Genomic DNA, 25,448 nt, shown 5'->3' on the forward strand with positions numbered 1-25,448 from the left:
GAAAACGCCAATCCACAATGAGTGAACTGAACCCGATTTAACGGATAGTTTAATAAAAGTATCCTACAGCTAGGCTGTGATCAGATGATACCGGTATTGTGCCGGTGTCATTTTTTAAAATTCCATTGCTTATGCGTTCCATTGTAATACGCCATGTAATTATCCACCAGCGCTTTCATTAAACTCGACATCATCTTTAAAGTGACCAAAAAAGGACTACACAGGGGCGTTGTCGATACAGTTGCCTCGGTGGGGCACCAACTGGGTCAATCCTGTATCCTTCACGCGTTGTTGATATTTTGGGTAGGTATAGTAGAAATCTTGATCGGAATGGATCATCGCTTCCGTTCAAGATTTCCATCCAACGATTCCTTCAGTTTTTTTAAACGTAACGTGGGGTGAACAATTTCCATTTTCACGGCAGAAAGATACGCCATTTTCCTCGAATGGTTGGGCAAGTAAGTGATACCGGTGACGAATACCTTGCCGGATTCATCTTGATTGAACTCCCGGTTTAACAGGTTGGGATAGACGGCGTGTTCTTGTGTGCCGTTGTCGATTTGCTTATAGGAAATTCGTTCGCCGAATTTTGGTAAATAAGTTAAATTTGTGCGTGAGATGCAGGATCTTTTTGTGGTTCATCGGTATTTCCAGCAGTTCGGTGAGTATCATATAGAAGATACGCTACCTATTTCCCGACGATGCACATCGATCGTAGATACTTTTGAGCAACAGGTAGTCATGTTCTTCACGATTAGTGTACTGTTCAGCCTTTTTCAACCAAGCATAATAGCCACTTCGGCTGACCTTTGCAATTTGACAGAGAGAAATGATGCCCTATTTCAATTGAAACTTTTAAACCACCGCGTTAATTGTTTCGTATTTTTCCGCTGTGATCCGCTGTGTTTCTTCACCTGCCTCTCAAGTTCCTCGAGCTTTTTTAGCAACTCATTTTCCCCTTCTAGATATTTGATGCGTCCTTCCGCCTTCTCCAGCTTTTTCTTAGCAGATAGATCTTCCGTAGAAGCGGGGCCATACTGCCTTTTGCGCAGCGCTCTTCAAAGAAGCCTTCTTTTCCATAATTTCTAAACGTTGTTCGTCACCGGTTCAAGGAAGACGTCGCTTTTTTTTGAACCGATAACAGTTAAATCAAACCCACTTCACTAAGGATCTGGGAAGGAGCTTTGCTCGCTAGACTCTCCTTTACGGCGTGAATCTTGAATTCTGATGTGTACTAAATTGCACGATCGGATATGGAAGTGACATTCATATGCGCGTTCAAGGAGAAAGGAAATCTCAAAAGAATTGCGTTAAAGTTGAAGGAATTCTATTGACTAATCGTAAGAAAAACCCCAAATGGGTCACTTTTTTAAAAGTGTTTACCATTTGGGGTTCAGTTCAAACTGGCTGAAGCGGATTTCTTTATTATCTTGCAGACATTTTAAAATGTTCATCAAATGCGTGTAGTATCTGCTGATTCTTGCAAAGCACTTTCTTCTAGGTTATTGATCATATTTTTCTTCCGGACAAAAATGAAGTACGCTGCTACGGTGAAGCCCGCAATCAATGAAGTTAACGTAGCCTGTAAGCGAAGTGACTCAATAAATAGCATAGCGATATATATACTCGAAATGGCCAAGATTGTGGCATATGTCAAGTAAGGGAAGAGCCACATCTTGATTTGTAGGGCTTCTGGATTTTCACGATCAAATTTGCGGCGCATGCGCAAATGGGAAAATGCAATAACCAAATAAACTAAAAGAGCGACAGCGCCGGATGAATTGATCAAGAAAAGGAAAATCTTATCCGGTGAGATATAGCTGAATATGACTGCGACATATGAAAATACAGTGCTAAATAAAATGGCGCGTACAGGGACACCTTTTTTGCTGAGTTTTAAGAAAGCTTTGGGTGCATCCCCTTTCTTTGCCATTCCGTACAGCATCCGTGAATTTGCATATAAGGCAGAATTCAAGCAAGATAGCACGGCTGTCAGTACAACAAAGTTCATGATTTGAGCAGCAGCAGGAATGCCTATATGGTCAAGAACGGCTACAAATGGACTAACGAGTATGTTGGCTGAATTCCATGGCAGTAAAGTAACAACTAGTGCTATAGAACCGATATAGAAAATCAAAATACGCCAGATGACACTATTGGTGGCAATCCGAACTGCTTTGGCAGGATGATCAGATTCCCCGGCGGCAATGGTAACAATTTCAGTTCCCATGAATGAGAAAATGACCACGGTGATTCCGAGCAATACAGAACCGATACCAGATGGCATGAATCCGCCGCTTCCGAGTAAATTCGTAGTTCCTGGAGAATCTACACCCGGATACCAGCCGAAGACAACACATAAACCAATCACAAGGAATAAAGTAATGCTGACCACTTTGATGAGTGAAAACCAATACTCAAATTCACCGAATGACTTAACGGAAAATAAGTTCGTTAATGTCAATGCAATGGTCAAGATCAATGCCATAAGCCAAAGTGGGAAATCCGGCAGCCAGTACTGCATAATGGCGGCGCCAGCAATAGCTTCAATCGCAATGACGACTACCCAGAAAAACCAGTAGAGCCAGCCAATTGTAAATCCTGCCCATTGGCCGATGGATTCATTAGCATAAGTCGCGAAAGAACCGCTTGTCGGATTAGCTGCCGACATCTCACCAAGCATTCGCATCACCAATACGACGAGGGTTCCGGCCAGTGCGTACGATAAGACTGCTCCGGGTCCTGTGGAATTGATGACCGCTCCGCTACCGATAAACAGTCCTGCTCCAATCACTCCGGCGATTGAAATCATACTAATGTGCCGGATTTTCAAGTCCGGATTCAATTGTTGCTTTGTCATGTGCTTTGCCCTCCTTCAATTTTAAATTAATGCAATACTTATAAATACTGAATGTAAACGTTTACAAAAATCTGAAAATTAAACCTTGAAGATTATGATACATAAAATTCTTTAGGAAACATGTAGACAAGTTGTAAACGAATCCTGACAATAGGATTTACTATTTGTTAATTCAGATGAAGTTTATAAAACTTTGCATCTTCTTGAAAATATAGCATTGAGCAATGGCGTCTATCTGTTAGATGATTCTTGGGCTGTTTATTTCGTCTCTAAAAGCTGAAAAGCCATTACTGCACTTTCAAGAGCCAACCGTTTTGCAGGAGCCATGAAGTCTTTGCCGAGAAGTGCTTCTAATTTTTCGAGCCTCAGATAAAGTGTTTGGCGGACGACGAACAAACGATCTGCCGTCACTTTTTTTGAACCATTAGATTCTAAAAAAATGGTTAACGTCAAAAACAAAGTGCTGCCCATTTTTTGATCGTATTCAAAGACTGGCGCTAGATAACTTTCGGCATAAGATTTCAGAAAACCGTCATCTTCAAACTCTAGTAAAAGTTTGTAAATTCCCAGTTCTTCATATAATGGTGATTCAACAATACCTTTATGCATCATTTGGGCAGCCTTTCCAGCTTCTCCGTAAGCTTTTACAGCATTTTCAATATCTTGATAAACTGAACTGACACCGCAAGTGCAACTTTTTCCATCAATAAAATGGAGACTGTTCATATCGATCATTTGCTGGACGAGCTGCAAAGAACGGGAGGTTTCATTTTTTAAATGTTCAGCGGATATAAACGAAGCAATGGCCACAATTTCGCTTTTGCTGCAGGATAAAGCCGGGAAAAAACCAGCCCGCTTAAAAAGAGCGCGCACGCTCATCAACCTCTGCAATTTGATTTCTTCCCAATCGCTTTGCTGTAGTTCCCAATCGTTGGATTTGGTATTAATCGTGAAGACCCTGTAATAGGTATTGTGGCTTGGCGGCGGAAGGTAAACTTGAAGCTCATCTAGCTCGACTGTTTGGCCATTTATAAGATTGCGGACAAATTCGTCCTCATTATTTTGTTTGCGTTCTTCGATGGTTCTATGTCGAAGCAAAATTTGCGCAATAGCAAGGGCCGCTCTATCCAAAATGAGAAAAGAAAACTCTTCAGGGTGTGGCTGGTCTAACTGCATACATACATGGCCTAGCACTTGACCGAGTCCTTCCACCGGCATAACGGCAAATGTCGAACCTTCAACAATCAGTAAACCTTGTTCTATGTATTCATTGGGCGACTGATCCAACAGATATCGGATTTCTTTTTCCCATACTTTGCTATTAGAAGGGAAATAATAGGGTTTTTCGTTGTCCGTAATAAAAATGGCACGCTGCTGAAAGAATTGATGTAGTTCCTGTAAAATTTTTAAAATTCCGTTATGTGTCAAGGAAAGTGAATTGAATTTTCTGGACAAGGAGTCCAGTTGCGAAAGCATTTGATGGTGCTGATTGATAATGAAAGTATGCAGATCCTGCGTGATATCGACAAATCGGACAGTCTTTTCAAAGATAATGACCGGAAAAGCACAGTGATCAGCCAGTTCAATGATCTCTTCTGGAATTTCTTTAAAATAAGGACCGATTTCTATACATATACCAGCAACATTTTTATCAATCAGTCTTCTTACATATTTCAGCTGCGTTTGAAGCTCTAGTTGTAAGCCTACTCCAGTCGTGAGAATTAGTTCGCCGCCGTTAATTAATGTATCAAGCTCTTTCACTTCCAAAATATGTGACCATTTCACTTGCCTGTCGATGCCTTCTTCACCTGCAATCAAGCGTGCATCAGCAAAACTTTTTCTTTTCAATACTTCTCTAATAGTCAATTTTAACTTTTCCATATAGTAGAGCCCTCCATAACGTCAAAAAAATCTTTTGATTATTATACAAAGTGTCAATTGATAGTAATCAGAATTATTTGTAAAGTACAGTTAGTAGTTTAAAGAGTTAATAAAAATATGGCAAGAACATTCGAATGGAGGAATAATAATGACAATGGCAGCAACAGAAAAGAAAACGCTTACAAATTTTATCGGTGGACAATGGGTAAAGTCGACAACAGATAAATACGAGAAAGTTCCTAATCCAGCGACGGGCGAAATTTTGGCAGAAGTTCCAATTTCAACGACTGAAGATTTGGAGAAAGCTGTAGCAGCGGCTAAACAAGCTTTTAAGAAATGGAGAAAGGTAGCAGTTCCTCAACGAGCAAGAATTCTTTTTAAATATCAACAACTATTGATCGAAAACTGGGAAGCGCTAGCGAAAATTATTACGATTGAAAATGGTAAAAATTTTGGTGAAGCATATGGAGAAGTTCAGCGTGGCATAGAATGTGTCGAATTCGCTGCAGGCGCACCGACATTGATGATGGGCCAGCAACTTCCGGACATCGCAACAAATATCGAATCAGGCATGTATCGTTACCCAATTGGTGTCGTTGGCGGAATCACGCCTTTCAACTTCCCTATGATGGTGCCATGTTGGATGTTCCCCTTAGCTATCGCCAGTGGAAATACATTCATCTTAAAACCATCTGAACGCACGCCTCTTTTGGCAAACCGTTTGGCGGAACTTTTCCAAGAAGCGGGTCTGCCAGATGGTGTGCTCAATGTTGTCCACGGTGCCCATGATATCGTCAATGGAATTCTCAGCCATCCGGATATTCCGGCAATTTCGTTTGTAGGTTCACAGCCAGTTGCTGAGTATGTCTATAAAACAGGGACGGCGCATGGCAAAAGAGTACAGGCGCTTGCTGGTGCGAAAAACCACACAATCGTTATGCCAGATGCAGATATGGATCTGACATTGACTAATATCATCAATGCAGCTTTCGGTTCGGCAGGAGAACGGTGCATGGCATGTGCAGTAGTCGTAGCAGTCGGTGACGTAGCGGACGAGCTGGCGGAGAGACTTGTTGAAGAATCCAATAAACTGACAATCGGCAATGGCTTGGAAAAAGATGTCTTCCTAGGTCCGGTCATCAGAGATTCTCATAGAGACAAAACAGTCACTTATATCGAGTCAGGCATTGAAGAAGGTGCTAAATTGCTACGGGATGGGCGGAATGACCAATCTTCTACTAAAGGCGGATATTTTATCGGGCCAACAATTTTCGACGGCGTTACACAAGAGATGAAAATCTGGAAAGAGGAAATCTTTGCTCCTGTCCTCTCAATTGTCCGAGTAGAGACCTTGGATGAAGCGATTGAATTTGCCAATAAATCCGATTTTGCAAACGGAGCGTGCCTGTTCACGGACAGCGCTAAAGCCATCCGCAAATTCAGAGAAGAAATCGACGCAGGTATGCTCGGCATCAACCTGGGTGTTCCGGCACCGATGGCATTTTTTCCATTCTCAGGTTATAAAAAATCGTTCTATGGTGATCTGCATGCCAACGGCCGTGACGGTGTTGAATTCTATACACGCAAGAAAATGATGACTGCACGACACTCGTTCTAAAAAAGGGGAGGGGAAAATAGATGGCTACTGCAAAAGAAATATCCAAAACATTAGTGGAAAAAGACCGCGAAAATGTATGGCACCATATATCTTCTTACAATGAAACGAAAAGGCCAATGGTAGTGGAAAGCGGAGAAGGTGCATGGATCACGGATCACGAAGGCAACCGTTACCTGGACGGAATGTCAGGACTTTGGTGTGTGAACGTTGGATACGGCCGCGAAGAACTGGCGGCGGCGGCTTATGAGCAGATGAAGAAATTGGCCTACGTGCCGATGACACAGAGCCATGAACCGGCTATTGAGCTTGCAGAGAAGCTGAACAGCATGCTGGGAGACGATTATAAAATCTTTTATTCCAATAGCGGATCGGATGCCAATGAAGTGGCTTTTAAATTGGCTCGCCAATACCATCAGCAAAATGGGGAGCATTCCCGGTTCAAGTTCATCTCTCGTTATCGGGCATACCATGGCAGTTCAATGGGGGCAATGTCGGCGACAGGGCAAGCATTGCGCAAATTTAAATATGAACCGTTAGCACCCGGATTTTTGCATATTGCACCGCCGGATAATTACCGGCGTCCAGCCGGTCAATCTATCGAAGAGTATAACCTTCAACGTGCCCAAGAATTCGAAGAGAAAATTATTTGGGAACAAAAAGAGACAATTGCTGGAATCATTATGGAACCTTTAATTACAGGTGGCGGCATCTTAATTCCGCATCCTGTCTATGTGGAAAAAGTACAAGAAATTTGTAACCGCCACGGTGTACTGCTCATTATAGACGAAGTCATTTGCGGCTTCGGCAGAACCGGAAAAATGTTCGGACATCAGCATTTTAATATTAAACCGGACATCATCACAATGGCAAAAGGCTTAACAAGCGCTTATTTGCCGCTTTCTGTCACAGCCATCCGAAAAGATATTTATGAATGTTTCGATACTGAAAAAGAAAATAGTCATTTTCGACATGTCAATACCTTTGGCGGAAATCCGTCAGCATGTGCAGTAGCCTTGAAAAACCTGGAGATTCTGGAGCAGGAAAACTTGGTCGAGCGTTCAGCCGATCTGGGCGACCGCTTGCTGAAAGAACTGGACATCCTAAAAGATCATCCATATGTCGGAGATATTCGGGGGCTTGGATTTCTTTTGGGAATTGAAATGGTTGAAAACAAAGAAACAAAAGAACCGGCTTCTAATGAACGCATGACAAAAATTATTGGGGCTTGTAAAGCAAACGGACTAATTATAGGGAGAAATGGAGATACCGTAGCAGGATTCAACAACATCTTAGCACTCAGTCCGCCACTGTCCTGCACTGATGAAGATTTCGACTTTATTGTTTCTGTGTTAAAAAAAGTATTCAAAGACAACGAATGAAATCTATTTTTAATAATTTTATGCTATAAAAAATCAAATGGTAGCCGTTGTTTACAATGGCTACCATTTGATTTTTTTCTGTCTCTAAATTCTTGAAATGAATGAATTCTTTTTAACTCAACAGCAGTACAGGGAGTTGAACCTTTAATTTGAATGAGTGTTTTGTTCAATACATTAAAAGTTGGTCTAGCTTTTAATTATCCGAAATTCCATTATTAGGAAGATTGTGAGGGTGGTTTAAGTGAGTTTTTTCAACAATGTCATATGGCTTAATGCGCATCAGACTACTAGTTGAAAGACAAACGTACTCAATGGTGACTGGTACAATTGGTTCATCCTGACCGCCCAAGTGTGGATCGACCGTTTTTTGCTGTATTCCTTGTATTCGCCTTTGCTGACAAAACAGATGGCTTTTGGCTGATAGGTTTGGATTTTCTCTTGAATAAGCGCATCGCTTTCTTCCAGTAAACCAACAGATCCGCGGTGGTTTGCGGTAGAGAGGAGTGCTTTTTTCACCTGACCGTCTAGCAAGTTTTCTTCCTGCGTACTGAACAAAGCAGAGATGTCGTAGAAGTCTCGAAGTCTGGTATTGGCTGTTCCTCGGTAAATCATCGTCTCCAGCTTTTCGGCAAGTACCGTTTCAATCGTGTAAGCGAGGATGTCGATCTTTCGCTCTTCCAGCAACAGCTGGTAATGATACTGAATTTTTTTCGGCGTGATTTTGTCACCCGTCGTCAAGTCCATTTTTAAAGGCAGACGCACTTGATTCATTTGTGCAAGTATGGACAAGCGGAAGCCATTATACTCCGCTTCATCTCGAATCGGTTCCACTTTTTCTACACTTAAGGTGACACCATCTTCAAGGGGGATGGCCACGATATCCAGGAATGCTTTTTCAATGGCTTCCCGGTTCATGGGGTACCCTTGGATGGTCGCATCCATGTCCATGGTGGAACGCAAATCTACCCCGATTAGGGAAGCCACGAGGACACCGCCTTTTAGCACAAAGTGCTGATTGAAATCCGAATAGGCAATTCGCTCAAGCAAACGTTCGAACATATAATTTCGGAGAAGCAGTTGTGCATGGATTCCTTTTTGTTTGGACATATTTTTAATGAGGTCTTTCACTTGGCGCGAGCTCTTCACAGCAGAATCTCCACATAGTGGCGGATTGGCGAAGAGACCCGGAACTGTTCAGCATAACGAAGCAGCTGCGGAATATTCTTCTCTTTCCGCGCTAAGTAACGCTTCATGCCGTCGTTCAGTAGGTCGGCATCCACTTTGTTCCGCTGTCTGAACAGGTCACAAAGAGTCCGTTCAGCATCGTAAAGTCGAATCGGCCGGCCATGGATTGTAGCGGTTTCGGTTACTCCAAGCTCATGCCATTCTTTTTTTACCGAATAGACCTGTACGCCGTTGTCAGTGAGAAGCTGACTGTGATATCCCAGTGGTACGGTAACGGAATAAGTAATAGGGTCCCTGTCCGTTAAGTCGTGCAGATACAGCGCCGTTTCGTGAGAGAAGATCAATTGCGGGCTCCGTGCCTGCAGTATATACAGATCGTCTCCCAATGTGTCAGGGGTCACGTAAATACCGTGACTGACGCGCTCGATCACGCCTTCTCGGGCCAATACCGTTAAATAATAACGGGGAATTCCCGCGGCTTCAGCATCTCGTGTCAAGACGAGGCCATCCTGCTGATGGATCAAGTCAATGAGTTGAGTTTTATACGGCATCTATAACACCCCTTTTTTGCATTTATACTTATATTATATAATAGTTAAGTATAAATGCAAAAATTCTAGACTTAACAGTTCTTTTTGATCTCTAAATTCATGAAGAATACAAAGATGATAAAACAAAACGACCCACCGTGGTCCGCATTGTGAAGAGGCGTGGTGGGTTCTATAAATATCAATATACATTTAAGCATTTAAAGCGTCCATTTTTTATTTCGTTATATTAAATAGAGGGTTATCAAACTTAAAAAGTTGAGTGTGGAAATAGCCATTATCGCACTCAATTTTTTAGTGGACTCGAAAGGGTGAAAAATCACCCCGGTCAATCAATAGTTTATTGTGAAAAAAGGGATTCTACATTGAGGCAAGTGTCTCTATTTAAAGGCTTTCTTATAGTTCGTAGACCATTTCATTACATAATCTTTTTATTAGTATAGGGGGCTTGATGCCCGTTCAGCAATAGTAGCAGATCGATGGCCGACATACTTGGCAAACCCTCAACAAATCGTTTCGCGCTCCCAAAGTTTAGAAATGTGAATGCTTGGAGTTCTTCTTCAAGATCCCATTCGTTTTCTTCAATACTTATCAAGTAAATCCGCACAGTTGGTCGTTCTACCCCGTCTGAATAATTTTTGCCAAGAATCATAATCCCCCTATCCGACTTTGCCGGACTGAGCAACGTCTGCAGTAATTCCATTCCCTCAAATTCTTCCGGTAATTCCAAATCGTAATCCATCACAATCTCTCCATTTGTTATAACTGACATTATCGTAATGGAAAGAAAGAAAACCAGCAAAGAGCCATTTTGTGTTTTTGGATAGGCATTTTAAACGTTTAACAAGTTAAAACATCATGTTTGGACACTATAAACGCTCTTTTATATAGAAAACCTTGTCATTTGCTATGACTATTCCATCGGGCATTCTTATTAAGAATAGAGGAGTGTCTATATTTCGCACTTGAAAAATGTTCCCTATTTTAATATCGATGCAGAATCTGCCGAGTCAAAATGCTTATTTACTGGTACAGCTTGGTCAATTGAAGATGAACAGCATGAACTGACTTAGCTCGTTTTTTTTTTCACTAAGTTAAAATAAAAAAAATACTTACTTTACTTCTGTAAGTAGTTATATTATATTTATATGAATTAAAAAAGATACTTGCAAACGTCGATATATAGATGTTTTACAAGTGTTTTTATTAATAATACTTGTTACTTAGGAGGAATGGGAAATGAATATCTATTTGATGAAGACATTTCAAGAGTGGGCAGAGCGCTTTATGGAAGGGGATCAACCATATGTAGCAATCGACGAACCAGGGGTGGGTGTTGATTACGGGCAATTGACGGATGCCAAAAAAATCAGTTTATTTAAGCAACTGGAGAAGGATTCCACAACTAATCGTCGTTGGGGCCTAATCAGAACCTTCTTTGACCGTTTCTATGATGACGTTGTGCCAGGAGATATTTTGGTATTGGGAACTGGACAAGTTTCTAAATTCAAAGTGCGTGCCATCGTCAGAATCAAAGATAATGCCTATTATGAAGAGGGAGCATCAAGTGAAGATTCCAGGCATCGCAGACACGTAGAGATTCTGTGGCAGGGAGAGCCGTTTCTTGTAAAAGAGTGGGGCTGGGCCAGACGCATTGAGGTCTTGGATACGAAGGAGCGCCTAAAGGAATTTATTAAAGTCTATACAGACGTGGTTTAAGGGATAGTGGGGCTGAACTTTGGCTCTTTTTTTTGCGCAAAAAATAATCTTCTTTTAAAAGTGTGTAATGCAAATAAAAGTACAGAGTTCCGAAGCGAAAAAGTAGATAACATATCATGTTTTTTACAAGTGAAAATAATAGAGGATTGTCATCACAAATTCGCGGTTCGGAAAGTGGCGATTAGCGAATCTACGGTTATGATTTAATTCTTTTTAAGGTGAGCCTGGTATTTTTTAAAATATAAGGTTTTGGTTATAAGATTCCCCCATTTAATGGGAATAGTCTATGTTAAGATATATGTTGGGACTTAGAAAAGTAAAACTTTTAAAAAATCTGCACTGATTCAATTTATGGAGGGGTCAAAATGGATTTAGTTATCAAAGATTTAAACAAATCATTTAATGACAAACAGGTATTAAAAGGGATTAACTTAACGATTAACTCAGGACAGATTTTTGGTTACCTGGGGAGAAATGGCGCTGGAAAAACGACATCCATGCGAATTCTGATGGATGTATTTAAAGGCGATAGTGGATCCATTACGATCGATGGAAAAGAATTTAAACCGACAGACTATCGAATTGGATACTTGCCTGAAGAACGCGGGATGTATGCGAAATTTAAAGTGAAAGATCAATTGGTTTATTTTGCCGAACTCCGAGGTGCTACCAAAAAAGAAGCTCAGCATTCCATGAAGAAGTGGGCCGAAGAGTTTGGTATTGATATTTATTTAGACCAAAAGCTTGAGACCCTATCAAAAGGAAACCAGCAAAAAGTTCAAATTGCACAAGCTTTTATTTGTGAACCGGATATTTTGATTTTGGATGAACCTTTCTCGGGGCTGGATCCGGTCAATTCGAAAATCTTTCAGGATTCTTTATTGAATTACATAAGAGAAGACCGAATCATTATCTTTTCTTCCCATCAAATGGGGTATATCGAATCTTTTTGCGACGATATTGCCATTATAAATGACGGGAAGATTGTACTGGATGGGGATTTGAATGCAATCAGAAAACAAATGGGCGAAGGCAAGCTTCGTTTGAGATTTGCTGATCAGCAAAACCAGGATTTTTTAGCAGCATATGATTATACAATTGAAAGAGAAGACGTTATTTTAACGCTTCCTCCAAATGAAACGAAAAAGTCATTCATTGAAGGCTTATTCAGCCAAGGAATCGAACTTACGATGTTTATGGATTACTTACCAAGTCTTCAGGAAATATTCATTGAGAAAACAGGTGATAACAATGTTAAAGCTTAAAACCGTTTTTAATTTCGAATTGCGTGGAATGATCCAAAAGAAAAGCCTGCTCGTGACAACGGCCATCATGTGCATTATTACGCTGCTGCTTACCACGATCCCTACTTTCATGATTTGGTTTGGTGGGGAAGAAACAGGAACCGAAGAAGATCCTAATGGAAACGGGGGAGCTGCTGAAGAATTTACGTTGGTATATGAAAATGAAGAGCTTAGAGAAGCCATCAGTCCGGTTTTAGGAGAAGAAACCTATCCCTCGGAAGAGGAATTGAGAGATGCGGTTCAGAATGAGGAAGTCGCTTCCGGATTTGTCGTGGAGGATTATGATCGCTATACCTATGTCACCTACGACAGCACAGCTTATCCAGCTGAACAAGTGTCTTTTGAGTCACAATTAAAACAACTCAATGAAAATCGATTGTTTGACGAAAACGGCATGGATAGTCAACAAGTCCGCGAAATTTTGAATCAACCCATTGAACAGGAAACTGTGTTTCTAGGGAAAGATTCTGGATCAGGAACAGCTATTGCCTTTGGTGTCTTGATTACAATGTATTTACTAATTCTTTTGTATGGAGCAAATGTAGCGACCTCAGTAGCTAGAGAAAAAGACTCGCGTACGATGGAACTGCTCATCACATCCAGTAATCCGCGAACATTGATATTAGGAAAAGTAGGGGCAGTCGGATTGACCGGTATTTTACAGGTCGCTTCAATAATTATATTTGCTGTGATTGGATTTATGCTAAATAAAGGAAACTATCCTGAGTTTCTAATTGATATGCTTCAAGGATCCATGACGATGGATGTGGTTCTGGTTTATATTTTATTTTCAGTATTAGGTTACATCTTATACTTGTTTATCTATGCTGCTTTAGGAAGTTTGGTTTCAAAGGTGGAAGATGTGAACTCTGCAGTTACACCGATAACATTCTTGTTTATCCTGGCTTATTTCGCTGCAACATTTGCAACGAATGCGCCCGATAATACCATTGTGAAAGTCACATCGTTTATCCCGTTTATCTCGTTATTTACGATGCCGATTCGTTATATGCTGACAAGCGTGCCAATCGCATCTCTTTTAATATCAAGCGCGATAATGGTGTTAACAGTAGCGTTATTTGCCGCGTTATCCATTCACATTTATAAATTTGGAGCATTAAATTATGGAAACCGTCTCAAATTTAAAGATGTAATCAAATCTTTCAAAAAATAGTTCAAGAGCCTTGTGCGAGCAAGGTTCTTTTTTATGGAGGTCTAAACCTGCGCATAAGAAATGCAATTTAATGCCCATTTTTCTAGCTGTTTTTTTCGCTACGCTGAATCGAACTGTTCTAAAAGATAGTTGAAATGTACCAGCACCGTACGCAATATTTTGTTTTTCTACTTGGGCCGACTTTAGAATAAACTCATTTGTTTCATGAACCATGCCCCTTACACAGGATAAATTTGTATGAAATCTTTTATTTATTTTGCTCTTAAAATTCATAATTAAATGATGAATAGTGGTATCTGCATGTAAGAATACTACTTGGTTATAAAAATAGAGGATTATCTTTAGTTATTATTTTATTAAACACTTTAATCATTTATACAGTTAATAATCAGACAAATGGAGTGATTTCTTGGTTTATTTAAAACAAAGTATTTTGTATTAACTGCAAACAAGGATTTTAAAAGAAATAATAAAAAAAATTAAATTTAGTACATAACTATTAATAGTATTTATAAATTAATGGAACGTTAATTTTTTTTTGAAAAAAATAATTAAATCAACATAATGTTTATTTCTCTTTGTATGATGTATAATAATTAAAAAGAAGGAGATGAAAAAGATGAAATCTCTATATAATATTATTGGAGAACGCATTCAAAAGTTCATCAATGATCAAAACATTTCACAAAAAGAATTCGCTGAGAAATTAAATGTTTCTCCACAAGTTATGAATAAAATTGTGCAAGGAAAAAAAGCAGTTAATGCTATAGAAATCCAAAAGATTGCTTCAGTCATGTCACTTTCAATGGATGAGTTGATTGGGGAAGTACAACAACCAGCAGCAATTACAGATCCGATTCTTTATATGGTCGGAAAAACTGACAATGAGCAAACCAAAGAGAAGTTACGTTTTCTTGATTACGTAATGGATCAAATGTTAAATGTAGAACAAAAAGTTAATTAGAGGTGAATGCCATGGTGCAAGAACTATCAAAAGAAGACATTCATTTGTTAGAAGATCGTGTAAATGAACAACTTGGAAAACTACAAATGACTAATCAAATCTTAAGAGAAAATGTATTTTTATTACTACAAAAAGAAACACATTTTCTTCAATATCCAATTGAAGATGATGAATTATGTGCCTTTGTTTGTAAAAAAAGAGATAAAATATTTTCTTATATAAATAGTTATATTCCTCAAGATAAACAAATATTTGCAGCAGCTCATGAGCTTTACCATATATGGTATGAGCAAGAGCGGTTAGATCAAGTAGAAATTTTAAATAATTCAACACTTGAAAATGAGCCAACTATTAAAAGCGAAAAAATGGCCAATCGTTTTGCTGCAATGTTACTTGTTCCTAAAACAGTATTGCTTCAGCATATGCGATTATTGAATATAGCAACGGAGAAAATTCAATTAAAGGATATTGTTCAATTACTTCCAATTTTTCAAGTACCTTATAAAACAATGGTTTTACGTTTGAGAGAGATTCGCGCTATTAATGAGAATGAATGTGAAGAATTTTTAGCTATACCTGATAGAGACGAAACAAAAGGCGTTTTATTTCAAATGAAAGTATTACAATTACCCTTAAGTTTACAAAGTCGGTCTAAAAACATCGTTTTAGATGGTTTCACTGGAAATATATTGAAAGCCTATGATCAAGGAGAATTTTCCTATAATGAACTACGTGAATTTCTAGCTTTAGTTAATCAAACTCCAGGTGATTTTGGTTATCCGGAAATGACAGACGATGATTTAAAAATGCTATTAGAGGATTGCGAAGATGACAATTAAATGGGAAAGCGCCTTATTAGATGCTGATTTTACATTTAAAATGGGAAAACTTGATCAAGAAAAAATAATTGTAACTCATGTTGGTGCTTTAATAGAAAAAATTTATATACATCGTCATATTTATGAAAAGGAAATACTGACTCCTCAGAGTGTCCGAAATCAAATTGATGAGTTATTAGAAAACGGAAAAGCTGAAATAGTAGATTTAAGCACCTTACCAACCCAAGTAGAAAAAGTTTTGTATCAAGATATGATTACTTTGTTAAAGGAAACAGATCCTAGTACAAGAGAAAATGGCAAAAATTGGGGAGAGACAGTTTCATTGGCTTATGCTAAGGCCAATAACATACCATACTTTCTATCAGATGAAAGTACACTACAAAGTATTGCAGATGAATATTTAAATAGTGGAAACGAACAGGATATTAAAGTAATTCGTGTAAAAGATTTTATTTTAGCTTTGAAGGAAGCAGGATATAAGCGGAAAGAATGTAAAAAAATATGGTTAGTGGCAACATTTGATCCTTCCCGAAAAATAGAAAGTAGAGAACAAGCAAAGAAGGCGTTCGATGAGGAAATATGGCCACAAGATTAACGGGTAGTTTAAAGAAGAAAACTTATTGTATTTTTAAGAATTATTATTTTCAAATTTAATAAAAACTTTATCTTTTCTCCTTTAAACTGCAACGAATTGGTTAAGCAATTCGTTGCAGTTTTTATTATAGAATTTTAATCGGTAAAGAAAATTTGAACTGAATTCCGAAGAATAGACTGTTTAGAAGGGGAATTTTTTAAAAATTATTACTGATATCTTTCAACTATTTTGACGAGTTTAAGCACATTCGCTTCTTCCAATAAAAAGGTTATAATAATTGAAACTAGCTATTTAAAAAAGGTGGACATGCTAAGTGAAACTGCTTTCTCCTAGTAAGTTAAAAAGTATAGAAGATATTCATGTATGGTTAAATAACTGTGCTGCACTGGCCGCTAAAATGCAGAATAACCAAAAATTAAAGGTAGATTTAAGGCATTTAAAGTGGATTTCACCAGCCGGCATTAGTACTTTGGCAGCTACATTACATAAGCTCACCTTGCAATACGATGTCAGGACGTTAATACCTGAAAATGAACATTCTGATAAAGTAATTGGTTATATGGAAAGAATGGATTTCTTTAAAATATGTCCTCCGGAAGTTCGAGTTGCCTTTGAAAATTCATGCGATATGACTAAATACTATAAGAGGCATCGCAATGATCAGACGAATGGGTTGTCGGAATTAAAACGAGTTAAGGATTACAAAGAAGTAGGTCCACTCCAAAAATCAATCCGCGATATTATGAGAGGGCGAATTTCTCCCAATCGAGTTTCGGATATAGCCAGTATTATCGGGGAATTGGCAAATAACGCGATAGAACACGGGGAATCTCCCTGTTTTCCTTGTGTTCAATACTATCCTCAACAAAAGAAAGTAGAAATTGCAATATGTGATTATGGAAAAGGAATAATAGAATCACTGAAAGATTTTGTCTCTTTCACTTCCATACATGAAGTGGTTGAAAAAGCAATTTTTACAGAAGCAAGTGGAGTTGAACACGAAGATAGAGGGAGAGGGTTAATGGAAGTTCAACAAAGAACATTCGATTGGTCCCGTATTTCACAATTTTATGTAAGAACTCATGATAGTGCCTATCAAGTTTTTCCTAACCAAATACAAAAAATTGAAACAGGGGATTACTATTTTGGAACTTACTTTTATATTGTTATTGAGATGCCTTGAATAATCTTGACTTCAACGAAATGATATATTATTATAAATATAGGTTTCAATTATTTTATTGAAACCAAATAAATTAAGATGAATGGTGGATACTATGCGTCTTATCAGCTTAATGCAAAAAGATGAAGAGTTTATTGATTTAGTAGGTAGAAGGCCGACTGTTCCTCTCAAGGAAAGAATAATTGAAATAATGGAAGAAGCGCCAAAAGGTACGACATTTTACTACGACTTTACCGAAGTGAGAGAGGTAAATGGGTCAGGTATTCACGAAATTGTTGTAAAACCTCTCCAGTGGCTATATGAGAACTTCAAATTGCATGATAAGTATTTGGTGTTAAAGAATTTAAGTGAGGAGTATGATCACTTATATAACATCCAAATAACGTGCAATAAAGAGAAGGTATCCGTTCTTTCATTCAATGGAGAATCTTACGAAATTATCGGCAGCAAAGCCGGTGCAGCCCAAATTGAGTTATTAAAACTTATTTATGCACAGAAACAAGTGTCAGCAAGTGATTTAGCTGCAACCTTAAATAAAAAACACACGCTGATTGCGACGCATCTTACAAAATTGTATGAGTACCGGTTAATAAGCCGACAAGAAGAGCAGCTCCAAGAAGGCGGTCGGCAATACATCTATTCCAGTTTATTTTAAGGAGATCGCCTCCTTATTTTAAATCATCGTATTCAATTTTTAAATTGAATACGATATAAACTAATTTTGATTTCAATTTTTTAATTGAAATCATTTTAGAAGGTAAGAAAGTAACGTTGATTAATAAATGGAATTTTTCTTTAGGAAGAAAACCTCCTGTCATATTTTCATGAAATATTTTACAAGGCGACAGAATAGGAGGTGAGTGTAATGGCCAAAAATACAGGTAAGGGATTTAGAAAAGGAGCAGTAGACAGTCGTAGCCAATTCAAGTCTCCTAATGGAAACTGGGTCAAAGGCGATACCCAAACTGGTCGGGCTTTTAAAGGAGTTAGAAAAGAAGGATAGACAGTTAAGTAAAATATTTTCAGCTTAATTAAGAGGCAATATATTAACTTATATATAGGTGGGATCAAATTAGATGATTATTGAAAATCTTCTTCATTTTTATAAAAAGGGGTTGAGTAGTTGGGATTTAGTGTTTAGGTACATGATAAAATCCCTCATACTATTCGCTATAACTAGCATTCTCTTGTTTGCTGTTTTTGTTTACTTAATTTCTCTTAGTGATTGGCTATTGATTGTAATTTTAATTCCTTTAGGATTTGGTTTATTGCATGTCTCCATATTCTTTCTAATAAGTACACCAGTAAAAGTTGTTTTAAAAGAAAAATACGGAATATCGATTAGGAAGAATGTGTTTGCGCCATTTTCAACAAAAGAATGGATAGGATTTAGATTAGCTTTATTAAAAGAATTTTTAATATCAAACGGGGTTGTTGATAAAGAACTAACCAATGATTTAAAAAATGTAATAATTGAAAAGGCGGAAAATCAAGTTAAAAATTATTCGCCTCTTATTACAGGGATAACCTTAGTTTTATTTATTCCGGTTTGGTCAGCGGCAAGTACACGACTTTTTAGATCAATAAACGATTTTAATACTGGGGCTGCCATAGTGGGAGTTTCTCTTATAATCATAGTTCTTTTAAATATGAACGTTGCCAACATTAAATACTTTATAAAGGAGTTTTCACCTTTTTCACGCAATCAGGCAAGGTTTCAGAGGTTAAAAATTGAACTCACTACTATTTCATATGAAATGTCATTATCTAAAACAAATACTTATAACAATTATGAATTTCAAAAAAAAATAATTGATAAAGCTCTAACTTACTACTATAAAAAATACTTTAATAATCAGGGCAACCATTTTGATACATCTTCAGTGCCTAAATCAAATTCTAGAAAAGAGCGCCTCGGAAGAAGAACAGATAGAGTGCTGAATAAAAAACAAAAATTTACTACTATAAAATCTTAGGAGGAAACTAAATGACAAAACATTCAGGTGGTAAGGTTGGCAAAGCAGGAAAAGTACTTCAAAGTAAGTCTTCGACTAAAAATCAAAAAAGCACAGCTGCAAAAACTCTAAAGAAGCATCAAGATAATAAGCATTGATAACGCGATATTAGAAACAAAGTAATTTTAATATTTAACTTGCTTGATTTTATTAGTGGACAAAAATCTATATGTAGTTTTAAATTTTATATTGATACCACATGTTGTGTTTATTTCTGAATAATGATAAAATTGTTGGTATGAAGGAGGTGTGTAAAAGGAAGAATTATCAAAAGAAAGGAGGAAAAAAGAATGGCCATTAGTAAGGCGAGGATTAAAAGCCAAATGAAGCAAGCTCAAAGAAAGCTTGAAAGAGATATGAAAAAAGAATTGAACAAACTAGAACGTAAAATAGAGTTGGAAGTAAGAAAAATAAGCCGTTGAAATGCTGCAACATCTCAACGGCTCACAAAAACTTATAATACTGTATATTAAACTACTTTCTATCTTCTGAGAACCTGGAACTTACGTTCCTGGTTTTAAATTTAGATAGAAATGCTACATATCTTTCTGAACTTAAAAGGAATGTTCAGATTAGATTAAAAGACAAAATGAAAAGGATGATTAGAATCATGGAAAAAAATAACGGTAAGCAAAAAGGACATCAGGATCCAAAACCTGAAAATGGAAAAGACCAAAAAGGGCACCAAGGGGAAGGTAAACCCCGGATTCCTACCAAGCCTGGAACTTCTCATGCTCTGGTAAAGTAAATGGAGCAAAGGGTTATAGACCGTTTAGAAAATGTATTTCCGGCTAAATGGTTCCAAAATCCACTAAGAGGGAGTAAGCACGTGGGATGGTTTCTTTTAGAAATCAGTCCCTTGCCGCCTTTAGATGAGTTGGAATTAGTAGTTGCCGACATTATTAAGGATAATGTTATCGATGTCTCTTGGGGACAAGCTTTACATTCTGAAGATTGTACAAGAACAAATCATAACATTCCTCAATTAGTTAAGAATGTAATTGGAAATCTTGAAGATCAAAAGTTCATTGTAGCTGTTTATCCGGGAGCAACGAATATTTATGGAGGACAACCGGTTGCGATAGCACTTGAACCACAAATTAATTATCAATTATATCCTGATCATCCTCATTTAAATCCAGGTTATATCACTAACAGGGTAAACGGAGAAAACTTCTTTCTTCCGGATTCTTTTTGTTATATCGATGATCCAGCTAGTTTAGGAAATGACGCATATGAAAGAATGCTGCAAGCTTTTTGTAAAATCTCTATTTGGTTATTCAGACATCAAGTGTGGGTTGAAACAAGGAAGTTTATCGCAAAAGGAGAATGGATTGGGCTTGAGGGCAAACCATTGCCATCCAGTGCTTACCCAGAATTTATAAATCCTTTAGGGATGTGTCGTTGTGGCAAAGGAGAAAGCTATGTTAACTGTCATATGCTTTCAGATTTAGGTACCTATCCGGGTTATCGAAAACAGCAGGATAAGCCTTCTAAAAACATATTAGAGCAAAAATTCGTTTTTCAATCTATAAAAAAATGGAGTGAAAAAATCCGAATTCCGCAAGATTTAACGATTGATCAATTGAAAAGGTCAATGACTTCATAGCAAGAAAAGCCTTTGCTTGTATTTAGCAAAGGCTTTTCTTATTGAGCTCCTTCTATTATATATACGTTTTTAATTCCTCTTCGTACGCTCTTACTAATTTATAAAAACTTGTCTTCTTAACCCCGGCTTCACGCATGGCTTCCACTGCAGTTAATTCTTTTGCTTTCCATTTTCTATAAACCTCTTCAAATTCCTCTGAAACAAGAACGGGGGTTCTGCCAAACTGAATGCCATTCTGTAACGCCAGATCAATTCCTTCACGCTGCCGTTTCCGGATGCGTTCCCGTTCTTCTTCAGCCATCCACGAAAGAATCTGCAACACCAAATCCGCAATGAATGTTCCCATGCTGTCTTTGTACTGTGTCGTATCGAGTAACGGCATATCCAGCACCACAATATCCGCTTCAATATTTTTCGTGAGGTCATTCCATTCCTGGAGAATCTCTTCTTTGTTCCGGCCAAACCGATCCAGCGAGTGGATGTACAAAATGTCACCTTTCCGGATAACCCGTTTGAGTAACTGATAGTTCGCACGCTCGAAGTTTTTCCCACTTTGTTTGTCCAGATAAATATCCCGTTCGTTGATTCCAATTTTTCTCATGGCTTCTAATTGGCGGGCTTCATTTTGATCTTTGCTGCTGACTCTTATGTAGCCAAATTTGCGATGTTCCATAATTCACCTCTATAAACGATTGTTTCCTCTCATTATACCTGAAAAGCGTTCGTAAAAGTATAAGCAATTTCGCGAACGTTCGTAAAGTCATTTGACACGTTTACGAACGCCCTTTTTGCCCATTTTCAGCCCTTTTCAAAGCGTTCGTAAAAGTGTACTTTTACGAACGGTTTGACGGAGTGAAATATAAGTATAAATAACTGAAAGTTTTGATTTTTACATAGTTTAAAATGGATGAAATTGGTATAGTTAAGCTAACTAATAGTTTTGGATTAAATTTTCTAATAATAATATGAGGGAGAGATATATGTGAGTAAAATAGTAAAATTAATTATTAGCTTGGTAATTGTAGGACTTATATTTTTGGGAGGCTTTTTCGTAGGAAATATAAGTAAGGCAGAAATTATGAAAGAAATAAAAATTGGTTATGAGGACGTTGAGAATTCAAGCAAAGTAATTTACGAAAAAGTTTTTACTGATGTAGAAAATTCAACTACTATCGATAATTTCATCATGATTTACTTGAACGCCAAGGAGATTGAGAATCCAAATATAGACTTGGAAAATCCAGATATGTATATTGAGTTAAATAATCCAAATGCTTCTGTCGGTTTAATTGATTCAAAAGTATGGTTTGTCGATGATGGTGCGATTATTGGGAAACGAGCAGGTGAGAGTTGGAATCAGATTGATTTTTATAAAACTGATGAAAGTGATGTTGAGTATATAAAAGAAACCGTTGAATACGAAGGAAAATAATAAGCCCGTACGAGCTTACTAGAGATTTAGAAATCGAGAGTGATACTATGCAAGGATTTTGAGTTGCCTTTTTAGTATGTACGAGTTTATATATACCTGAAATTATCAGCAGTCCGCCAGAGACAGTTTCTCGGTTAAGTGGAAGACGCTAAACTAGGAAAGTGAATGTAACTTAAGTGCAGTTAAGTTACATTCACTAGTTTTATAATGTCTTTAAACAAATGCCTATCTTAAAATAATATCTGGTAAAAGGAGATGTTAAGAACAATGTTTGATATTATATATTCAGTTTTTTGGATCAGTGTAATTACTTTTATTGTAGCTGTTGTAATCAAGTCAAAAAAATCAAAAAAAAATAACCATTAGTAGTCTTTTTCTTTAAACTTCAGTTTTACCTTGTTCCGAATGTAACTTAATGTGAATTAAGTTACATTCAGTTTGTTTACCAAGCACTTTAATGAATTTAAAAGGGGTAATAACAAGTGGCTGAATTTGAAAATTATTCTTTTTCTCGATTATATAGGGACGAAAACATTGAATTCTTTTTTATTATCGGGGTAAATGATTCGGATGATTTTGATGAATATTGGGATGGGAGATTAAAAGAGGTTGTAGGATATGCTGTGATTTATCTGGATCTTAAAACAAAGAAGCAAAAAAACTTTATATTTCTAATTGATAAGGCGAATAGAGAATATGCCGATATAGTCAAATACACAAAGCAATTTATTCAACAGATGAGTCTATCTGAAGAACTTTCAGATAGAGAAAACTTTAGAATCCTAAAAACCGAAGTAAAAAAGAGAGTTTTGGAACACCCCTATAATGATTTCATAAAGATGGTTGTAAAAAGTGAAATTCCGGAGTACGACTTTAAATAAACTTTTATTGAATGTAACTTAATAGCAAGTAAGTTACATTCAAATGCACAATTCACAAGGGCTTAAAAAAAAAAAAAAATAACCTCATCGATTTTTAAGTTATACTAATTTTTAGAAATAGAGGGGGTTATTGGGATGGAAAAAACGCTGGTCATTTACATTGCTTTCGGTGCAGCCATCGGGTTCTTTTTCGGGGGGATTTGGGAGGCTATTGCGGCAATGGTGCTCATTTACATTGCGCTCAGAATCGATCACCTTATAAAAAAATTCGAATACAGAAGATAATTTATCTAAATTCACTAATTCAAAGCCGCATTCGAAAAAGAGTCCGGCTTTTTATTGAATCTGCAGGCAATATGCGGACAGTTGAGTGATTCGGAAAGTTATTGAGGACAAGTAAAAAGGAGGATTTACGTGAAAAATAGCTTTTCGAATTCATATAAGTTGGTTGTAGTTTTCTTTTGTTTAGGTGTCTTAGCTTTAATACTAGGTATAAACGGGGAAGCAGCGGCCATATTTATTTCGAGACCTTCGGGTGCCGGATCATGGACAACATCTGAAAGCATGATGAATGGATTTTTATATATACCTACAGCTATTGGCGTTTTTTTCTTTGCACTAGCTATCATTGTTTTCACAATTTCTTATAAAAAAGTGCAAGAAAAATGAATGTATAATTCTTTCTAAGAACTCATTCTCATTTATTTTAAAAAAGCTACAGGGGAAAGTCCTTGTCTCGATAACTTTTTTATTTGAAGTAAAGAGCATGAATCTGAATGTAACTTAATCCTAATTAAGTTACATTCAGTTTCTTCATTTCATTGACTTAATCAGAAGACGAAGCGAAATTAAACTCAATAAAACAAATGATACATTCAAAAGACAATTCTATAAGGTTTTAGAGACGGAATCGTGAAGTGTATATTTTACATTTTAAGACTCATCAAGAGAAGGAGCTTTAAATGAAGTTGGTGCTGCGCTTCTTCTTTTTTATGGAAACATAGGTGAAAAAGTAGGTTCATAAAGTCGTACGAATTCGGTCCCTCAGGCAGGCTAGGGCTTTGATATAGTAGGGAAGAGAGGAGAGATTATATGAGAGTGCCATTCATAGTATTGATGGTGGCTTTATTGGGCTTTTTAGCCGGATGTACAGACGACTCCACGTTGAATGAAACAGAAGTAAAAGAGTTGGTAGCTGATTTGAGCGGAAGTGATGAAGTCAGTGCAGCTTCGATTGACGATCGAGAACTGAAGGTGGAAGACGAGGAAAAAACAACGATTTATCCATTGCCGGAAGAAGAGTTCTTTGTCTCGATTGCCCCGTATGAAACGTATACGCATCCATGCGAAATCCATAGCTTAACGGGATGCCAAGGGGAGCTAGCGGAAAAAGAAATGAAAATCACCGTGACGGATGAACAAGGAGAAGTCCATGTAGACAAGCTGATGACAACACCAGCGAATGGATTCATCGATTTGTGGCTACCGCGGGATCAAACCTATACGGTTGAAATCGAAGCAGACGATAAAATCGGAGAACTTCAATTCTCTACATTCAGTGGTGAGCCAACGTGTTTGACCACCATAGCGTTAAGCTAAAGATGTTTTAATGGAGTAAACAAGGAGTGGTGATAATGACGAACATCCGCATGCACGTCGGATATGATGAAGAGGAAGCCGGATTTATCCGATACAATTTGGTCAGGCACAACAAATCGAAAGTCGCGTATACCGAAGAAGAGAAAATGAGCTTTGTGTTGAAGGATGAACAAGGTGATATCCTTGGAGGGCTCGTCGGCCATACAGACTGGGAATGCTTTTTCGTGGATCTCCTGTGGGTGGATGATTCCCTGCGTGGTATGGGAAAAGGTCAGGAATTACTGGAGACGGCTGAAGCGTATGCACGCGGTCAACAATGCCGGTTGATGAGACTGGAAACCTTCAGCTTCCAAGCGCCTGATTTTTATAAGAAATTAGGATTTAAGGTTTTTGGAGAATTGAAAGATTTTCCGAAAGGTTTCACGCATTACTATTTGTACAAAAATCTCTGAAATAAAGTAATGTTGTTTTATCCGTTCTTAATCTAGTTTATGTGTCCTGATTACACTAAAAATTACATAATAGAAAGAGCAAGAAAAGTTAAGTTTCAACCAACTTTCTTGCTTTTTCTATTTATTGCTTTTAGAGAAAAAGTATATTTGGAGAGCGTAAAATATCTTGTGTAAATGGGGTAGAAAGAAAAGACTTTTCTAATATTTAGTT

The 25,448-nt window shown here is 37.5% G+C and carries 28 protein-coding genes and 1 pseudogene; 22 read left to right on the forward strand and 7 right to left on the reverse strand.

Annotated elements, in window-relative coordinates; all coding sequences use genetic code 11:
• Nucleotides 1-69: 69 nt before the first annotated feature.
• The 3 genes and pseudogenes from Q0785_RS12185 to Q0785_RS12195 all read right to left on the reverse strand — a co-directional run bounded on the left by Q0785_RS12185 (nt 70) and on the right by Q0785_RS12195 (nt 4,741).
• Nucleotides 70-1,270 (reverse strand): annotated as a pseudogene (locus Q0785_RS12185) (IS3 family transposase).
• Nucleotides 1,271-1,453: 183 nt separating this feature from the next.
• Nucleotides 1,454-2,860 (reverse strand): amino acid permease, encoded by a 1,407-nt coding sequence (locus Q0785_RS12190; RefSeq protein ID WP_298830104.1) that lies wholly within the window; start codon nt 2,858-2,860, stop codon nt 1,454-1,456.
• 258 nt (nt 2,861-3,118) lie between these two features.
• Complete coding sequence (locus Q0785_RS12195) at nt 3,119-4,741, reverse strand: PucR family transcriptional regulator ligand-binding domain-containing protein (RefSeq protein WP_298830106.1); 1,623 nt, start codon at nt 4,739-4,741, stop codon at nt 3,119-3,121.
• A 148-nt stretch (nt 4,742-4,889) separates the two neighbouring features.
• Here Q0785_RS12195 and Q0785_RS12200 point away from each other — a divergent pair, with 148 nt between their 5' ends.
• Together Q0785_RS12200 and Q0785_RS12205 are read left to right on the forward strand one after the other, a co-directional pair.
• Nucleotides 4,890-6,359 carry a CoA-acylating methylmalonate-semialdehyde dehydrogenase gene (locus tag Q0785_RS12200; protein ID WP_298830108.1) on the forward strand — a complete coding sequence of 490 codons (1,470 nt, stop codon included), beginning with the start codon at nt 4,890-4,892 and terminating at the stop codon, nt 6,357-6,359.
• A 20-nt stretch (nt 6,360-6,379) separates the two neighbouring features.
• Entirely contained in the window at nt 6,380-7,738 is a 1,359-nt protein-coding gene (locus Q0785_RS12205) for an aspartate aminotransferase family protein (protein ID WP_298830110.1), read from the forward strand.
• A gap of 279 nt (nt 7,739-8,017) precedes the next feature.
• On the opposite strand, the gene Q0785_RS12210 is transcribed toward Q0785_RS12205, so the two are convergent.
• The 3 genes from Q0785_RS12210 to Q0785_RS12220 form a co-directional block, all read right to left on the reverse strand.
• Complete coding sequence (locus Q0785_RS12210) at nt 8,018-8,884, reverse strand: nucleotidyl transferase AbiEii/AbiGii toxin family protein (protein ID WP_298830112.1); 867 nt, start codon at nt 8,882-8,884, stop codon at nt 8,018-8,020.
• Nucleotides 8,881-9,474, reverse strand: coding sequence for a type IV toxin-antitoxin system AbiEi family antitoxin domain-containing protein (locus Q0785_RS12215; protein WP_298830114.1), 594 nt, complete (start codon nt 9,472-9,474; stop codon nt 8,881-8,883). The genes Q0785_RS12210 and Q0785_RS12215 overlap by 4 nt, the downstream gene beginning before the upstream one ends.
• Nucleotides 9,475-9,889: 415 nt before the next feature.
• A complete protein-coding gene (locus Q0785_RS12220; RefSeq protein WP_298830116.1) occupies nt 9,890-10,213 on the reverse strand; it encodes a hypothetical protein in 324 nt (107 codons plus the stop codon).
• Between the two features lie 497 nt (nt 10,214-10,710).
• Here Q0785_RS12220 and Q0785_RS12225 point away from each other — a divergent pair, with 497 nt between their 5' ends.
• The 14 genes from Q0785_RS12225 to Q0785_RS12290 all read left to right on the forward strand — a co-directional run bounded on the left by Q0785_RS12225 (nt 10,711) and on the right by Q0785_RS12290 (nt 20,873).
• Nucleotides 10,711-11,190, forward strand: coding sequence for a hypothetical protein (locus Q0785_RS12225; protein WP_298830118.1), 480 nt, complete (start codon nt 10,711-10,713; stop codon nt 11,188-11,190).
• Nucleotides 11,191-11,555: 365 nt separating this feature from the next.
• A complete protein-coding gene (locus tag Q0785_RS12230) occupies nt 11,556-12,455 on the forward strand; it encodes an ATP-binding cassette domain-containing protein (protein WP_298830120.1) in 900 nt (299 codons plus the stop codon).
• Nucleotides 12,442-13,668 (forward strand): ABC transporter permease, encoded by a 1,227-nt coding sequence (locus Q0785_RS12235; RefSeq protein ID WP_298830122.1) that lies wholly within the window; start codon nt 12,442-12,444, stop codon nt 13,666-13,668. The genes Q0785_RS12230 and Q0785_RS12235 overlap by 14 nt, the downstream gene beginning before the upstream one ends.
• Before the next feature lie 619 nt (nt 13,669-14,287).
• Entirely contained in the window at nt 14,288-14,632 is a 345-nt protein-coding gene (locus Q0785_RS12240) for a helix-turn-helix transcriptional regulator (RefSeq protein WP_298830124.1), read from the forward strand.
• Between the two features lie 11 nt (nt 14,633-14,643).
• Complete coding sequence (locus Q0785_RS12245) at nt 14,644-15,471, forward strand: ImmA/IrrE family metallo-endopeptidase (RefSeq protein WP_298830125.1); 828 nt, start codon at nt 14,644-14,646, stop codon at nt 15,469-15,471.
• The gene (locus Q0785_RS12250) at nt 15,461-16,066 is read left to right on the forward strand and encodes a hypothetical protein (protein ID WP_298830127.1); all 606 of its coding nucleotides are present in this window, start codon (nt 15,461-15,463) and stop codon (nt 16,064-16,066) included. The genes Q0785_RS12245 and Q0785_RS12250 overlap by 11 nt, the downstream gene beginning before the upstream one ends.
• A gap of 313 nt (nt 16,067-16,379) precedes the next feature.
• Nucleotides 16,380-17,249 (forward strand): ATP-binding protein, encoded by an 870-nt coding sequence (locus Q0785_RS12255; protein ID WP_298830129.1) that lies wholly within the window; start codon nt 16,380-16,382, stop codon nt 17,247-17,249.
• 94 nt (nt 17,250-17,343) lie between these two features.
• Entirely contained in the window at nt 17,344-17,904 is a 561-nt protein-coding gene (locus Q0785_RS12260) for a hypothetical protein (protein WP_298830131.1), read from the forward strand.
• 210 nt (nt 17,905-18,114) lie between these two features.
• Complete coding sequence (locus Q0785_RS12265; protein WP_298830133.1) at nt 18,115-18,252, forward strand: hypothetical protein; 138 nt, start codon at nt 18,115-18,117, stop codon at nt 18,250-18,252.
• A 73-nt stretch (nt 18,253-18,325) separates the two neighbouring features.
• A complete protein-coding gene (locus Q0785_RS12270) occupies nt 18,326-19,225 on the forward strand; it encodes a hypothetical protein (RefSeq protein WP_298830134.1) in 900 nt (299 codons plus the stop codon).
• An 11-nt stretch (nt 19,226-19,236) separates the two neighbouring features.
• Nucleotides 19,237-19,362 carry a hypothetical protein gene (locus Q0785_RS12275; RefSeq protein WP_298830136.1) on the forward strand — a complete coding sequence of 42 codons (126 nt, stop codon included), beginning with the start codon at nt 19,237-19,239 and terminating at the stop codon, nt 19,360-19,362.
• A 192-nt stretch (nt 19,363-19,554) separates the two neighbouring features.
• Nucleotides 19,555-19,686, forward strand: coding sequence for a hypothetical protein (locus Q0785_RS12280; protein WP_298830137.1), 132 nt, complete (start codon nt 19,555-19,557; stop codon nt 19,684-19,686).
• A 188-nt stretch (nt 19,687-19,874) separates the two neighbouring features.
• A complete protein-coding gene (locus Q0785_RS12285) occupies nt 19,875-20,012 on the forward strand; it encodes a hypothetical protein (RefSeq protein ID WP_298830138.1) in 138 nt (45 codons plus the stop codon).
• Nucleotides 20,013-20,093: 81 nt separating this feature from the next.
• On the forward strand, nt 20,094-20,873 hold the full coding sequence (locus tag Q0785_RS12290) for a hypothetical protein (RefSeq protein ID WP_298830139.1): 780 nt from the start codon (nt 20,094-20,096) through the stop codon (nt 20,871-20,873).
• A gap of 55 nt (nt 20,874-20,928) precedes the next feature.
• Here the strand turns inward: Q0785_RS12290 and Q0785_RS12295 are convergent, their stop codons facing one another.
• Entirely contained in the window at nt 20,929-21,546 is a 618-nt protein-coding gene (locus tag Q0785_RS12295) for a recombinase family protein (RefSeq protein ID WP_298830140.1), read from the reverse strand.
• A 309-nt stretch (nt 21,547-21,855) separates the two neighbouring features.
• Between Q0785_RS12295 and Q0785_RS12300 the strand changes: the two genes are divergently transcribed.
• The 6 genes from Q0785_RS12300 (at nt 21,856) to Q0785_RS12325 (ending at nt 25,237) form a co-directional block, all read left to right on the forward strand.
• Nucleotides 21,856-22,305 (forward strand): hypothetical protein, encoded by a 450-nt coding sequence (locus tag Q0785_RS12300; RefSeq protein ID WP_298830141.1) that lies wholly within the window; start codon nt 21,856-21,858, stop codon nt 22,303-22,305.
• A gap of 482 nt (nt 22,306-22,787) precedes the next feature.
• Nucleotides 22,788-23,186, forward strand: coding sequence for a hypothetical protein (locus Q0785_RS12305; RefSeq protein WP_298830142.1), 399 nt, complete (start codon nt 22,788-22,790; stop codon nt 23,184-23,186).
• A 135-nt stretch (nt 23,187-23,321) separates the two neighbouring features.
• Nucleotides 23,322-23,471 (forward strand): hypothetical protein, encoded by a 150-nt coding sequence (locus Q0785_RS12310; protein WP_191715259.1) that lies wholly within the window; start codon nt 23,322-23,324, stop codon nt 23,469-23,471.
• A gap of 129 nt (nt 23,472-23,600) precedes the next feature.
• A complete protein-coding gene (locus Q0785_RS12315; protein WP_298830143.1) occupies nt 23,601-23,855 on the forward strand; it encodes a hypothetical protein in 255 nt (84 codons plus the stop codon).
• Between the two features lie 423 nt (nt 23,856-24,278).
• On the forward strand, nt 24,279-24,785 hold the full coding sequence (locus tag Q0785_RS12320; RefSeq protein ID WP_298830144.1) for a CueP family metal-binding protein: 507 nt from the start codon (nt 24,279-24,281) through the stop codon (nt 24,783-24,785).
• 35 nt (nt 24,786-24,820) lie between these two features.
• Nucleotides 24,821-25,237 (forward strand): GNAT family N-acetyltransferase, encoded by a 417-nt coding sequence (locus tag Q0785_RS12325; RefSeq protein WP_211656294.1) that lies wholly within the window; start codon nt 24,821-24,823, stop codon nt 25,235-25,237.
• The last annotated feature ends 211 nt before the right edge of the window (nt 25,238-25,448 follow it).

The sequence above is a fragment of the uncultured Planococcus sp. genome, from assembly GCF_947501725.1.
GTDB lineage: Bacteria > Bacillota > Bacilli > Bacillales_A > Planococcaceae > Planococcus > Planococcus donghaensis_C.

Coding starts and splice junctions, on each gene's coding strand:
- Q0785_RS12240 (WP_298830124.1), top strand. CDS start 14,288: ATGAAATCTCTATATAATATTATTGGAGAACGCATTCAAAAGTTCATC.
- Q0785_RS12265 (WP_298830133.1), top strand. CDS start 18,115: ATGGCCAAAAATACAGGTAAGGGATTTAGAAAAGGAGCAGTAGACAGT.
- Q0785_RS12280 (WP_298830137.1), top strand. CDS start 19,555: ATGGCCATTAGTAAGGCGAGGATTAAAAGCCAAATGAAGCAAGCTCAA.
- Q0785_RS12320 (WP_298830144.1), top strand. CDS start 24,279: ATGAGAGTGCCATTCATAGTATTGATGGTGGCTTTATTGGGCTTTTTA.
- Q0785_RS12260 (WP_298830131.1), top strand. CDS start 17,344: ATGCGTCTTATCAGCTTAATGCAAAAAGATGAAGAGTTTATTGATTTA.
- Q0785_RS12295 (WP_298830140.1), bottom strand. CDS start 21,546: ATGGAACATCGCAAATTTGGCTACATAAGAGTCAGCAGCAAAGATCAA.
- Q0785_RS12245 (WP_298830125.1), top strand. CDS start 14,644: ATGGTGCAAGAACTATCAAAAGAAGACATTCATTTGTTAGAAGATCGT.
- Q0785_RS12200 (WP_298830108.1), top strand. CDS start 4,890: ATGACAATGGCAGCAACAGAAAAGAAAACGCTTACAAATTTTATCGGT.
- Q0785_RS12195 (WP_298830106.1), bottom strand. CDS start 4,741: ATGGAAAAGTTAAAATTGACTATTAGAGAAGTATTGAAAAGAAAAAGT.
- Q0785_RS12250 (WP_298830127.1), top strand. CDS start 15,461: ATGACAATTAAATGGGAAAGCGCCTTATTAGATGCTGATTTTACATTT.
- Q0785_RS12235 (WP_298830122.1), top strand. CDS start 12,442: ATGTTAAAGCTTAAAACCGTTTTTAATTTCGAATTGCGTGGAATGATC.
- Q0785_RS12225 (WP_298830118.1), top strand. CDS start 10,711: ATGAATATCTATTTGATGAAGACATTTCAAGAGTGGGCAGAGCGCTTT.
- Q0785_RS12325 (WP_211656294.1), top strand. CDS start 24,821: ATGACGAACATCCGCATGCACGTCGGATATGATGAAGAGGAAGCCGGA.
- Q0785_RS12285 (WP_298830138.1), top strand. CDS start 19,875: ATGGAAAAAAATAACGGTAAGCAAAAAGGACATCAGGATCCAAAACCT.
- Q0785_RS12230 (WP_298830120.1), top strand. CDS start 11,556: ATGGATTTAGTTATCAAAGATTTAAACAAATCATTTAATGACAAACAG.
- Q0785_RS12215 (WP_298830114.1), bottom strand. CDS start 9,474: ATGCCGTATAAAACTCAACTCATTGACTTGATCCATCAGCAGGATGGC.
- Q0785_RS12205 (WP_298830110.1), top strand. CDS start 6,380: ATGGCTACTGCAAAAGAAATATCCAAAACATTAGTGGAAAAAGACCGC.
- Q0785_RS12190 (WP_298830104.1), bottom strand. CDS start 2,860: ATGACAAAGCAACAATTGAATCCGGACTTGAAAATCCGGCACATTAGT.
- Q0785_RS12220 (WP_298830116.1), bottom strand. CDS start 10,213: ATGGATTACGATTTGGAATTACCGGAAGAATTTGAGGGAATGGAATTA.
- Q0785_RS12275 (WP_298830136.1), top strand. CDS start 19,237: ATGACAAAACATTCAGGTGGTAAGGTTGGCAAAGCAGGAAAAGTACTT.
- Q0785_RS12310 (WP_191715259.1), top strand. CDS start 23,322: ATGGAAAAAACGCTGGTCATTTACATTGCTTTCGGTGCAGCCATCGGG.
- Q0785_RS12270 (WP_298830134.1), top strand. CDS start 18,326: ATGATTATTGAAAATCTTCTTCATTTTTATAAAAAGGGGTTGAGTAGT.